Below are 12,046 nucleotides of genomic sequence, written 5' to 3'. Positions count from 1 at the left end.
TCAGTACGAGACGGAGTGGCACCGGATGCAGCACGCAGCGGGGGCGCCGCTGCCGCCGCCCCACGGACCCGGCTTCGGGCCCGTCGGCCGGCCGCACCAGGCCCAGCACCCCGGCCACCCCGGGCCGCCGGGACCGCCCCCGATACCTCCGCCGCCCCCGGCCCCGCACCCCGGCCACGCCCCGCACCAGGGGTGGAGCGCCGCCGCACCGCAGCAGCCTCCGGCCCCAGCCGGCCGCGAGGGCACCGGGCACGTGCCCCTGCCGCCCGGCGGGCCCGTGCCGCTGCCCGCTCCGCCCGCCGAGGCCGGCACCGGCGGCGCGACGCTCGCCGTGCTGCTGATCGGCCCCGCCGGCGCGGGCAAGACCACCGTGGCCAAGCTGTGGGCGGCCCGCCGCCGGGTGCCCACCGCCCACGTCTCCCTCGACGACGTCCGCGAATGGGTCCGGGCCGGCTTCGCCGATCCGCAGGCCGGCTGGAACGACCACTCCGAGGCCCAGTACCGCCTGGCCCGCCGCACCTGCGGCTTCGCCGCCCGCAACTTCCTCGCCAACGGCATCTCCTGCATCCTCGACGACGCCGTCTTCCCCGACCGCCCGGTCGTCGGCCTCGGCGGCTGGAAGCGCCACGTCGGGCCGGGGCTGCTGCCCGTCGTCCTGCTGCCCGGCCTGGAGGTCGTCCTGGAGCGCAACGCCGCCCGCAGCGGCAACCGCAGGCTCTCCGACGAGGAGGTCGCCCGCATCCACGGCCGGATGGCCGGCTGGTACGGCTCGGGGCTGCCGATCATCGACAACTCCACCTACGACGTCGAGACCACGGCCCGCGTGCTGGACGACGTGCTCGCCCGCTCCATCGCCAGTCCGCCCGCCTGGTAGGGCCCTCACGCCCGCCCCCCGGTCGGCTGCGCAGGCCGGGCGGTCGGCGGCGGTCGATCGTACGCTCGAACCATGTCAGAGGTGTACGCCGTCCGACGCGGGTCGCTCCGCGACCGGTGCGCCGCCGCGGGGTCCGCGGCGGCCCTGGTCTCCCGCCCCGCCAACGTCCGCTATCTCGCGGGCGGGGCGCCTCCCGGCTCCGTGCTGCTGCTCGGCCCCGGCGAGGACGTCCTGCTCTGCCCCCGCGTCCCGACCGGCGAGGCCGCCCACGGACGGCCCGACGACGCGCTCCGGATCGTCCTGCTGCCCGCCGTCGACGGGGATCCGGTGGTGGCCGCCGCCGATCTGGCCCGCGCGGCGGGGGCCGACTCGCTCGCGGTGGAGGAGCACGACCTGACCGTGGCCCGGCACCGGGCCATGAGGCAGGCCGCTCCGGGGCTGCGGATGGGCGACATCGGCTTCACGGTGGAGCAGCAGCGGATCGTCAAGGACGAGGAGGAGATCGCCTGCCTGCGGATCGCCGCCGAGATCACCGACCAGGCGCTCGCCGAACTCCTCGAATCGATCCTGGTCGGCCGTACCGAGCGCCACCTGGCACTGGAACTGGAGCGCCGCCTGGTCGACCACGGAGCCGACGGCCCCGCCTTCGCCACCTCCGTCGCCACCGGCCCCAACTCCGGCCAGGGCGGCCACCTGCCCTCCGACCGCAGGGTGGAGGAGGGCGATTTCCTCTCCGTCCGCCTCGGTGCGAGCTACCACGGCTACCGCTGCGAGATCGGCCGGACCTTCGTCATCGGCACCGCTCCCGCCGACTGGCAGATCGAGCTCTACGACCTCGTTTTCGCCGCTCAGCGAGCCGGCCGGGAGGCGCTGGCACCGGGCGCCGCCTACCGGGAGGTGGACCGCGCGGCCCGGCATCCGCTGGAGTCCGCGGGGTACGGGGAAGGTCTCCCGTCGCGCACCGGGCACGGTGTGGGGCTGGAAATCGAGGAGGACCCGCAATTGGCGCCGACGGCCATGGGTAAACTGGACGCTTGTGTGCCGGTCACCGTCGAACCGGGGGTCCACCTCCCGGGCCGGGGCGGTGTCCGGATCGATGACACGCTCGTCGTGCGCCCCGAGGCGGACGGCGGACCCGAGCTACTCACCATGACGACCAAGGAGCTGCTCGCGCTCTAGCGCGCGTCCTCGGTCGTTCCACCAGCTTCAGTCCAGGAGATTCCGCAACCGTGGCTTCCACGAACGACCTCAAGAACGGCCTGGTGCTCAAGCTCGACGGAGGCCAGCTCTGGTCCGTCGTCGAGTTCCAGCACGTCAAGCCCGGCAAGGGCCCCGCCTTCGTGCGCACCAAGCTCAAGAACGTGCTCTCCGGCAAGGTCGTCGACAAGACGTTCAACGCCGGTGTGAAGGTCGATACGGCCACCATTGACCGCCGGGACATGCAGTTCTCGTACATGGACGGCGAGTACTTCGTCTTCATGGACATGGACACCTACGACCAGCTCATGGTCGACCGCAAGGCCGTCGGCGACGCCGCCAACTTCCTGATCGAGGGCTTCACCGCCTCCGTCGCCCAGCACGAGGGCGAGGTGCTCTACGTCGAGCTGCCCGCCGCCGTCGAGCTGACGATCCAGCACACCGACCCGGGCGTCCAGGGCGACCGCTCCACCGGCGGCACCAAGCCCGCCACCCTGGAGACCGGTTACGAGATCGGCGTGCCGCTCTTCATCAGCACGGGCGAGAAGATCAAGGTCGACACCCGCTCGGGCGACTACCTCGGCCGGGTGAACAGCTAACCGTGGCTGCCCGGAACAAGGCCCGCAAGCGCGCCTTCCAGATTCTCTTCGAGGCCGACCAGCGCGGTGAGTCCGTGCAGAGCGTCCTCGCGGACTGGGTTCGGCACTCGCGGACCGACGACCGTCAGCCGCCGGTCGGCGAATTCACGATGGAGCTCGTCGAGGGGTACGCGCGCTACGCGGACCGGATCGACGACCTCATCGTCACCTACGCCGTGGACTGGGAGATCGACCGCATGCCGGTCGTCGACCGGAGCATCATCCGGCTCGGCGCGTACGAGCTGATCTGGATGGACGAGACCCCGGACGCCGTGGTGATCGACGAGGCGGTCCAGCTGGCCAAGGAGTTCTCCACGGACGACTCCCCGTCCTTCGTGAACGGCATGCTGGCCCGGTTCAAGGACCTCAAGCCGAACCTCCGCCGGGAGCAGGAGCAGTAGACCCGCCGGTGTGGCCCGCGCACGCCACGAAGGGCCCACGGTCGCCGACCGTGGGCCCTTCGGCGTCATGCACCCATTCGGGTGACGCCGGGCGGCGGCGGCCGGCCGGCGAACGACGACGCCGGGCCGGCGGGACCCGATGGGATCCCGCCGGCCCGGCGGCACGTTTCTGCTCGCGGGGCGGAGCCCCGCCGGCTCGGCTCCCGCCTCGCTCGGCCCGACTCGCTCAGCTCTCGTCGTGCGCGACCGCGCGACGCGCGTCGGCGTCCAGCACGCCCCAGCTGATCAGCTGCTCCGTGAGCACGGACGGCGACTGGTCGTAGATCACGGCCAGGGTGCGCAGGTCGTCCTGGCGGATCGAGAGCACCTTGCCGTTGTAGTCACCGCGCTGGCTCTGGATCGTCGCCGCGTAGCGCTGGAGCGGACCGGCCTTCTCCGGCGGGACGTGGGCCAGGCGCTCCAGGTCCAGGACGAGCTTCGGCGGCGGCTCGGCGGCTCCGCCCGGCGTCGTGCCCGGCAGCAGCTCCTGCACCGGAACCCCGTAGAAATCCGCCAGCTCGGCCAGGCGCTGCACGGTCACGGCGCGGTCGCCGCGCTCGTACGAACCGACCACGACGGCCTTCCAGCGACCCTGCGACTTCTCCTCCACGCCGTGGAGGGAGAGGCCCTGCTGGGTGCGGATGGCACGGAGTTTGGCCCCGAGCTGTTTTGCGTATTCGCTGGACATAAGGCTCCCCGGACGCTGGAACAGTGTGCGGCTCCGCCGCGTGGCTGGTAACTCACTGTGAGGTTACGCAGCGTTACTTGGCTGCGTCAAGCCGAAGGGTCCGCACCGGCACCTCCCGGGGGTGGGGCCAGGGCCTCGCGCAAGCCCTGGTAACGTGGATGACGCAATTTCGACGTCCTTTAACGTCCGTCCAGTGAGGCGGAGAAGGAGGTCCGTTTCTTATGGACGCACAGCACGACCACACCGGCAACGCGGCGCGCCCCGTTCTCGAGGCCCCCGACATCGCCCGTGTGCTGACCCGTATCGCCCACGAGATCGTCGAACGCGCCAAGGGCGCCGACGACGTGGTGCTGCTCGGCATCCCGACGCGAGGCGTCTTCCTCGCCCGTCGGCTCGCCGGCAAACTCCAGGAGATCACCGGCCGGAAGACGCCGGTCGGATCGCTGGACATCACCATGTACCGCGACGACCTGCGGCTGCGCCCGGCGCGCACGCTGGCGCGCACCGACATCCCCGGCGAGGGGATCGAGGGCAGCCTGGTCGTCCTGGTCGACGACGTGCTCTTCTCCGGCCGCACGATCCGCGCCGCACTCGACGCCCTCGGCGACATCGGCCGCCCGCGCGCGGTGCAGCTCGCGGTCCTCGTCGACCGCGGCCACCGGGAGCTCCCGATCCGCGCCGACTACGTCGGCAAGAACCTCCCCACCTCGCTGCGGGAGACGGTCAAGGTCCAGCTCGCGGAGGAGGACGGCCGCGACGCCGTGCTGCTCGGCGTCCAGCAGGCCGCCCCGCCCGGCGCACGGTAGCCCGAGCCCTTCCGTACAACTCCCCGCGCACCGCGGGCGGTACGGCCGCTCCCGCGCGCCCGCATGCCGGAAACACCCTCCAGCCACCCGGAGAACCCCCAGATGAAGCGTCACCTCATCTCGGCCGCCGACCTCACCCGCGACGACGCCGTCCTGATCCTCGACACCGCCGAGGAGATGGCCCGGGTCGCGGACCGGCCGATCAAGAAGCTCCCGACCCTGCGCGGCCGGACCGTCGTCAACCTCTTCTTCGAGGACTCGACCCGGACCCGCATCTCCTTCGAGGCCGCCGCCAAGCGGCTCTCCGCCGACGTCATCAACTTCTCCGCCAAGGGCTCCTCCGTCTCCAAGGGCGAGTCCCTGAAGGACACCGCGCTGACGCTGGAGGCGATGGGCGCCGACGCCGTCGTCATCCGGCACGGCGCCTCCGGAGCGCCCTACCGCCTCGCCACCTCCGGCTGGATCGACGGGGCCGTGGTCAACGCCGGCGACGGCACCCACGAGCACCCCACACAGGCCCTCCTGGACGCTTTCACCATGCGGCGCCGGCTGGTCGGCGCGGAGGCCGGCCTCGGCCGGGACCTGGAAGGCCGCCGCATCACCATCGTCGGCGACATCCTGCACAGCCGGGTCGCCCGCTCCAACGTCCACCTGCTGACCACGCTGGGCGCGCACGTCACCCTGGTCGCGCCGCCGACCCTGGTGCCCGTGGGCGTCGAGCGGTGGCCCTGCGACGTCAGCTACCGCCTGGACGACGTCCTGGCCGCCTCCGACGCGGTCATGATGCTGCGGGTGCAGCGCGAGCGGATGAACGCCGCGTACTTCCCCACCGAGCGCGAGTACTCGCGCCGCTACGGCCTGAACGGCGAGCGGATGGCGAAGATGCCCGAGCACGCCGTCGTGATGCACCCCGGCCCGATGGTCCGCGGCATGGAGATCACCGCCGAGGTCGCCGACTCCGACCGCTGCACGGTCGTCGAGCAGGTCGCCAACGGCGTCTCCATCCGCATGGCCGTCCTCTACCTCCTGCTCGGCGGCTCCGACACCGCCCTGTCCGCCGCCCCCGCCCGTACCGAGGAGACCAAGTAACCATGAGCAAGATCCTGATCCACGGTGCGAGGATCCTCGGCGGCGAGCCGGGTGACGTACTGATCGACGGCGAGACCGTCGCCGAGGTCGCCGCCTCCCTCGACGCCCCGGACGCCACCGTGATCGAGGCGGCCGGCCAGGTGCTGCTGCCCGGCCTCGTCGACCTCCACACCCATCTGCGCGAGCCCGGCCGCGAGGACTCCGAGACCGTCCTCACCGGCACCCGCGCCGCCGCGGCGGGCGGCTTCACCGCCGTCCACGCCATGGCCAACACCTTCCCCGTCGCCGACACCGCCGGCGTCGTCGAGCAGGTCTGGCGGCTGGGCAGGGAGTCCGGCTACTGCGACGTGCAGCCCGTCGGCGCGGTCACCGTCGGCCTGGAGGGCCGCCAGCTCGCCGAACTCGGCGCGATGCACGACTCGGCCGCCGCAGTGAAGATCTTCTCCGACGACGGCAAGTGCGTGGACGACGCGGTGATCATGCGCCGCGCCCTGGAGTACGTGAAGGCGTTCGACGGCGTCGTCGCGCAGCACGCCCAGGAGCCCCGCCTCACCGAGGGCGCCCAGATGAACGAGGGCGTCGTCTCCGCCGAACTCGGACTCGGCGGCTGGCCCGCCGTCGCCGAGGAGTCGATCATCGCCCGCGACGTGCTGCTCGCCGCCCACGTCGGCTCCCGCCTCCACGTCTGCCACCTCTCCACCGCCGGATCCGTGGAGATCGTGCGCTGGGCCAAGTCCAAGGGGTGGAACGTCACCGCCGAGGTCACCCCGCACCACCTGCTCCTCACCGACGAACTGGTCCGCTCCTACAACCCGGTCTACAAGGTGAACCCGCCGCTGCGCACCGAGGCCGACGTCCTGGCGCTGCGCGAAGCGCTCGCCGACGGCACGATCGACTGCGTCGCCACCGACCACGCCCCGCACCCGCACGAGGACAAGGACTGCGAGTGGGCCGCCGCCGCCATGGGCATGGTGGGCCTGGAGACCGCCCTCTCGGTGGTCCAGCAGACGATGGTGGACACCGGTCTGATCGACTGGGCGGGCGTCGCCGACCGCATGTCCTTCCGCCCCGCGGCCATCGGCCGTCTCGAAGGACACGGCCGTCCCGTCTCGCCGGGTGAGCCCGCCAACCTCACTCTGGTCGATCCGGCATACCGTGGAGCCGTGGACCCCGCGGGCTTCGCGTCCCGCAGCCGCAACACCCCCTACGAGGGCCGTGAGCTGCCGGGCCGCGTCACCCATACCTTCCTGCGGGGCCGTGCCACGGTCGTCGACGGGAAGCTCGCGTGAGAACACTGACCCCCCTGCACCAACTGGCCGCCGAGCAGAAGTCGGCGGAAGTGACGGACTGGGCCGCCCGCATCAGCTGGGTGGTCGGGCTCCTGCTCTTCATCGCCCTCGTCTACTGGCTGATGCGCCAGGGCTGGAAATGGCGCGGCAGCCTCCAGTCCGACCTGCCGGAGCTCACCGCCGCCCCCGACGGCCTCGCCGGCGAGACGGCGCTGCTCACGCTGACCGGGCGCTACCACGCCTCGACCACCGCCGGGCAGTGGCTCGACCGGATCGTCGCGCACGGCCTCGGCGCCCGCAGCCGCGCCGAGCTGACGCTCACCGCCCGCGGCCTGGACGTCCGCCGCCCTGGCGCGACCGACTTCTTCATCCCCGCCGAGGACCTGCGCGAGGCGCGCCTCGACAAGGCGCTCGCGGGCAAGGTCCTCCCCGAGGGCGGCCTGCTGATCATCACGTGGGCGCACGGCGGCACGCTGATCGACTCCGGCTTCCGCTCGGACCGCGCGGCGGAGCACCCGGCCTGGGTCGAGGCCGTCGACCACCTCACCAGCACTACGGAAGGCACCGCACGATGACGATCTCCACCCGGGGGGCCCAGGCCCCCGCCGTACTCGTCCTGGAGGACGGCCGCGCCTTCCGCGGCCGGGCCTACGGGGCCGTGGGGGAGACCTTCGGCGAGGCGGTGTTCTCCACCGGCATGACCGGCTACCAGGAAACGCTCACCGACCCCTCGTACCACCGCCAGGTCGTCGTGATGACCGCCCCGCACGTCGGCAACACCGGCGTGAACGACGAGGACCCCGAGTCCAGCCGCATCTGGGTCTCCGGCTACGTCGTCCGCGACCCCGCCCGCAAGCCCTCCAACTGGCGCGCGCAGCGCTCGCTCGACGAGGAGCTGGAGCACCAGGGCGTCGTCGGCATCAGCGGCGTCGACACCCGCGCGCTCACCCGCCACCTGCGCGAGCGCGGCGCGATGCGCGTCGGGATCTTCTCCGGCGGCGCGATCGCCGACGAGGCCGCGCTGCTGGCCCGGGTGCGGGAGACGCCCCGGATGGCGGGCGCCGACCTCTCCGCCGAGGTGGCCACCGAGGAGGCGTACGTCGTCCCCGCGATCGGGACGAAGAAGTTCACCGTCGCCGCGATCGACCTCGGCATCAAGGGCATGACCCCGCACCGGATGGCCGAACGCGGCATCGAGGTCCACGTGCTGCCCGCCACCGCCACCCCGGAGGAGGTGTACGCCCTCGCCCCCGACGGCGTCTTCTTCTCCAACGGCCCCGGCGACCCGGCGACCGCCGAGCACGCCGTCGCCCTCATGCGGGGCGTCCTGGAGCGGTCCACACCGCTCTTCGGCATCTGCTTCGGCAACCAGATCCTCGGCCGGGCGCTCGGCTTCGGCACGTACAAGCTGAAGTACGGCCACCGCGGCATCAACCAGCCGGTGCAGGACCGCACCACCGGCAAGGTCGAGGTCACCGCGCACAACCACGGCTTCGCCGTCGACGCCCCGCTCGACCGGATCTCCGACACGCCCTTCGGGCGGGCCGAGGTCTCCCACGTCTGCCTGAACGACCAGGTCGTCGAGGGCCTGCGGCTGCTCGACCGGCCGGCCTTCAGCGTCCAGTACCACCCCGAGGCGGCAGCCGGCCCGCACGACGCCGCGTACCTCTTCGACCGCTTCACATCCCTGATGGAGGGCCAGCGTGCCTAAGCGCTCCGATATCCAGTCCGTCCTGGTCATCGGCTCCGGCCCGATCGTCATCGGCCAGGCAGCCGAGTTCGACTACTCCGGCACCCAGGCGTGCCGCGTCCTCAAGGCCGAGGGCCTGCGCGTCATCCTGGTGAACTCCAACCCGGCGACGATCATGACCGACCCGGAGATCGCCGACGCCACGTACGTCGAGCCGATCACGCCCGAGTTCGTCGAGAAGATCATCGCCAAGGAGCGCCCCGACGCGCTCCTGCCCACCCTCGGCGGCCAGACCGCGCTGAACACCGCGATCTCCATGCACGAGAACGGCGTCCTGGAGAAGTACGGCGTCGAGCTCATCGGCGCCAACGTCGAGGCGATCAACAAGGGCGAGGACCGCGACCTGTTCAAGGGCGTCGTGGAGGCCGTCAAGGCCAAGATCGGCTACGGCGAGTCCGCCCGCTCCGTCATCTGCCACTCCATGGACGACGTCCTCGCCGGCGTCGAGACCCTCGGCGGCTACCCCGTCGTCGTCCGGCCCTCCTTCACCATGGGCGGCGCGGGTTCCGGCTTCGCGCACGACGAGGAGGAGCTGCGCCGCATCGCCGGACAGGGCCTCACGCTCTCCCCGACCACCGAGGTGCTCCTGGAGGAGTCCATCCTCGGCTGGAAGGAGTACGAGCTGGAGCTGATGCGCGACCGGAACGACAACGTCGTGGTCGTCTGCTCCATCGAGAACTTCGACCCGATGGGCGTCCACACGGGCGACTCGATCACCGTCGCCCCCGCGATGACGCTCACCGACCGCGAGTACCAGCGGCTGCGCGACATCGGTATCGCGATCATCCGCGAGGTCGGCGTCGACACCGGCGGCTGCAACATCCAGTTCGCGATCGACCCGAGCGACGGCCGGGTCATCGTCATCGAGATGAACCCGCGCGTCTCCCGCTCCTCGGCGCTCGCCTCCAAGGCCACCGGCTTCCCGATCGCCAAGATCGCCGCCAAGCTGGCCGTGGGCTACACGCTGGACGAGATCCCCAACGACATCACCGAGAAGACCCCGGCCTCCTTCGAGCCGACCCTCGACTACGTCGTCGTCAAGGCCCCGCGCTTCGCCTTCGAGAAGTTCCCCTCCGCCGACTCCACCCTCACCACCACCATGAAGTCGGTGGGCGAGGCCATGGCGATCGGCCGGAACTTCACCGAGGCCCTCCAGAAGGCCCTGCGCTCCCTGGAGAAGAAGGGCTCGCAGTTCGCCTTCACCGGCGATCCGGGCGACAAGGCCCGGCTGCTGGCCGAGGCGGTCCGCCCCACCGACGGCCGGATCAACACCGTCATGCAGGCGATCCGGGCCGGAGCCACCCAGGAGGAGGTCTTCGACGCCACGAAGATCGACCCCTGGTTCGTCGACCAGCTCTTCCTGATCAAGGAGATCGCCGACGAGCTGGCCGCCGCCGAACGCCTGGACGCCGGCCTGATCGCCGAGGCCAAGCGGCACGGCTTCTCCGACGCCCAGATCGCCGACATCCGCGGCCTGCGCGAGGACGTCGTCCGCGAGGTGCGGCACGCGCTCGGCGTCCGCCCGGTCTACAAGACGGTGGACACCTGCGCCGCCGAGTTCGCCGCGAACACGCCGTACTTCTACTCCAGCTACGACGAGGAGAGCGAGGTCGCGCCCCGTACCAAGCCGGCCGTCATCATCCTCGGCTCCGGCCCCAACCGCATCGGCCAGGGCATCGAGTTCGACTACTCCTGCGTGCACGCCTCCTTCGCGCTGAGCGACGCCGGCTACGAGACCGTCATGGTCAACTGCAACCCGGAGACCGTCTCCACCGACTACGACACCTCCGACCGGCTCTACTTCGAGCCGCTCACCCTGGAGGACGTCCTGGAGATCGTGCACGCCGAATCGCTGGCGGGCCCGATCGCCGGCGTGATCGTGCAGCTCGGCGGCCAGACCCCGCTCGGCCTCTCCCAGGCGCTCAAGGACAACGGCGTGCCCGTCGTCGGCACCTCCCCGGAAGCGATCCACGCCGCCGAGGACCGGGGCGCGTTCGGCCGGGTGCTGGCCGAGGCCGGGCTGCCCGCGCCGAAGCACGGCACGGCCACCACGTTCGGCGAGGCCAAGGCCATCGCCGACGAGATCGGCTACCCGGTCCTGGTCCGCCCGAGCTACGTCCTCGGCGGACGCGGCATGGAGATCGTGTACGACGAGACGCGCCTGGCCTCGTACATCGCCGAGTCCACCGAGATCAGCCCCACCCGGCCGGTCCTGGTCGACCGCTTCCTCGACGACGCCATCGAGATCGACGTGGACGCCCTCTACGACGGGACCGAGCTGTACCTCGGCGGCGTCATGGAGCACATCGAGGAAGCCGGCATCCACTCCGGCGACTCGGCCTGCGCGCTGCCCCCGATCACCCTGGGCGGCTTCGACATCAAGCGGCTGCGCGTCTCCACCGAGGGCATCGCCAAGGGCGTCGGCGTCCGCGGACTGATCAACATCCAGTTCGCGCTCTCCGGCGACATCCTCTACGTCCTGGAGGCCAACCCGCGCGCCTCCCGCACGGTCCCCTTCACCTCGAAGGCGACCGCGGTGCCGCTCGCCAAGGCCGCCGCCCGCATCTCGCTGGGCGCGACCATCGCCGAGCTGCGCGAGGAGGGGCTGCTGCCGAGGACCGGCGACGGCGGCACGCTGCCGATGGACGCGCCGATCTCCGTCAAGGAGGCCGTCATGCCGTGGTCGCGCTTCCGCGACATCCACGGCCGCGGCGTCGACACGGTCCTCGGCCCGGAGATGCGCTCCACCGGCGAGGTCATGGGCATCGACTCCGTCTTCGGCACGGCGTACGCCAAGTCGCAGGCCGGGGCCTACGGACCGCTGCCCACCAAGGGCCGCGCCTTCATCTCCGTCGCCAACCGCGACAAGCGCTCGATGATCTTCCCGGCCCGCGAACTGGTCGCCCACGGCTTCGAGCTGATGGCCACCTCCGGCACCGCCGAGGTCCTCAAGCGCAACGGCATCAACGCCACCATCGTGCGCAAGCAGTCCGAGGGCGTCGGCCCGGACGGCGAGAGGACCATCGTCCAGCTCATCCACGACGGCGAGGTCGACCTCATCGTCAACACGCCGTACGGCACCGGCGGCCGGCTCGACGGCTACGAGATCCGCACCGCCGCGGTCGCCCGCTCGGTGCCCTGCCTGACCACCGTCCAGGCGCTCGCCGCGGCGGTGCAGGGCATCGACGCCCTCAACCACGGCGGCGTCGGCGTGCGCTCCCTCCAGGAACACGCCGAGCATCTGACAGCGGCCCGCGACTAGCAGCCCAGCAGGG

At 71.8% G+C, this 12,046-nt stretch carries 11 protein-coding genes; 10 read left to right on the top strand and 1 reads right to left on the bottom strand.

Annotated elements, in window-relative coordinates:
• The first annotated feature begins 25 nt into the window (after positions 1–25).
• The 4 genes from EES43_RS03700 (at position 26) to nusB (ending at position 3,110) form a co-directional block, all read left to right on the top strand.
• Positions 26–874, top strand: a complete 849-nt coding sequence (locus EES43_RS03700) for a Pro-rich N-terminal domain-containing protein (RefSeq protein ID WP_124267337.1) — start codon at positions 26–28, stop codon at positions 872–874.
• A gap of 72 nt (positions 875–946) precedes the next feature.
• Positions 947–2,053, top strand: a complete 1,107-nt coding sequence (locus EES43_RS03695; protein ID WP_124267336.1) for an aminopeptidase P family protein — start codon at positions 947–949, stop codon at positions 2,051–2,053.
• 50 nt (positions 2,054–2,103) lie between these two features.
• Positions 2,104–2,670: an elongation factor P gene (efp, locus tag EES43_RS03690; RefSeq protein ID WP_018515205.1), complete on the top strand. Its 567-nt coding sequence runs from the start codon at positions 2,104–2,106 to the stop codon at positions 2,668–2,670.
• A 2-nt stretch (positions 2,671–2,672) separates the two neighbouring features.
• On the top strand, positions 2,673–3,110 hold the full coding sequence (nusB, locus tag EES43_RS03685) for a transcription antitermination factor NusB (protein WP_124267335.1): 438 nt from the start codon (positions 2,673–2,675) through the stop codon (positions 3,108–3,110).
• Between the two features lie 226 nt (positions 3,111–3,336).
• On the opposite strand, the gene bldD is transcribed toward nusB, so the two are convergent.
• Positions 3,337–3,837 (bottom strand): transcriptional regulator BldD, encoded by a 501-nt coding sequence (gene bldD, locus EES43_RS03680; protein WP_124267334.1) that lies wholly within the window; start codon positions 3,835–3,837, stop codon positions 3,337–3,339.
• A gap of 221 nt (positions 3,838–4,058) precedes the next feature.
• Between bldD and pyrR the strand changes: the two genes are divergently transcribed.
• The 6 genes from pyrR to carB all read left to right on the top strand — a co-directional run bounded on the left by pyrR (position 4,059) and on the right by carB (position 12,033).
• A complete protein-coding gene (gene pyrR / locus EES43_RS03675; protein WP_124267333.1) occupies positions 4,059–4,643 on the top strand; it encodes a bifunctional pyr operon transcriptional regulator/uracil phosphoribosyltransferase PyrR in 585 nt (194 codons plus the stop codon).
• A gap of 102 nt (positions 4,644–4,745) precedes the next feature.
• Complete coding sequence (locus EES43_RS03670) at positions 4,746–5,732, top strand: aspartate carbamoyltransferase catalytic subunit (protein WP_124267332.1); 987 nt, start codon at positions 4,746–4,748, stop codon at positions 5,730–5,732.
• A 2-nt stretch (positions 5,733–5,734) separates the two neighbouring features.
• Positions 5,735–7,021: a dihydroorotase gene (locus EES43_RS03665; protein WP_124267331.1), complete on the top strand. Its 1,287-nt coding sequence runs from the start codon at positions 5,735–5,737 to the stop codon at positions 7,019–7,021.
• Positions 7,018–7,596, top strand: a complete 579-nt coding sequence (locus EES43_RS03660; RefSeq protein ID WP_124267330.1) for a PH-like domain-containing protein — start codon at positions 7,018–7,020, stop codon at positions 7,594–7,596. The genes EES43_RS03665 and EES43_RS03660 overlap by 4 nt, the downstream gene beginning before the upstream one ends.
• The gene (carA, locus tag EES43_RS03655; protein WP_124267329.1) at positions 7,593–8,732 is read left to right on the top strand and encodes a glutamine-hydrolyzing carbamoyl-phosphate synthase small subunit; all 1,140 of its coding nucleotides are present in this window, start codon (positions 7,593–7,595) and stop codon (positions 8,730–8,732) included. Before EES43_RS03660 ends, carA begins: the two co-directional genes overlap by 4 nt.
• Positions 8,725–12,033: a carbamoyl-phosphate synthase large subunit gene (gene carB / locus EES43_RS03650; RefSeq protein ID WP_124267328.1), complete on the top strand. Its 3,309-nt coding sequence runs from the start codon at positions 8,725–8,727 to the stop codon at positions 12,031–12,033. Before carA ends, carB begins: the two co-directional genes overlap by 8 nt.
• Positions 12,034–12,046 lie beyond the last annotated feature (13 nt).

Source organism: Streptomyces sp. ADI96-02, from assembly GCF_003846185.1.
Classification (GTDB): domain Bacteria; phylum Actinomycetota; class Actinomycetes; order Streptomycetales; family Streptomycetaceae; genus Streptomyces.
Note: the sequence above shows the minus strand (reverse complement) of the source record. Positions and strands in the feature narration are given on the sequence as shown.

Bases quoted from the DNA above. Each gene is read 5' to 3' on its own strand.
- EES43_RS03700 (WP_124267337.1), top strand. From the start codon at position 26: ATGCAGCACGCAGCGGGGGCGCCGCTGCCGCCGCCCCACGGACCCGGC.
- pyrR (WP_124267333.1), top strand. From the start codon at position 4,059: ATGGACGCACAGCACGACCACACCGGCAACGCGGCGCGCCCCGTTCTC.
- EES43_RS03665 (WP_124267331.1), top strand. From the start codon at position 5,735: ATGAGCAAGATCCTGATCCACGGTGCGAGGATCCTCGGCGGCGAGCCG.
- bldD (WP_124267334.1), bottom strand. From the start codon at position 3,837: ATGTCCAGCGAATACGCAAAACAGCTCGGGGCCAAACTCCGTGCCATC.
- EES43_RS03670 (WP_124267332.1), top strand. From the start codon at position 4,746: ATGAAGCGTCACCTCATCTCGGCCGCCGACCTCACCCGCGACGACGCC.
- EES43_RS03695 (WP_124267336.1), top strand. From the start codon at position 947: ATGTCAGAGGTGTACGCCGTCCGACGCGGGTCGCTCCGCGACCGGTGC.
- carA (WP_124267329.1), top strand. From the start codon at position 7,593: ATGACGATCTCCACCCGGGGGGCCCAGGCCCCCGCCGTACTCGTCCTG.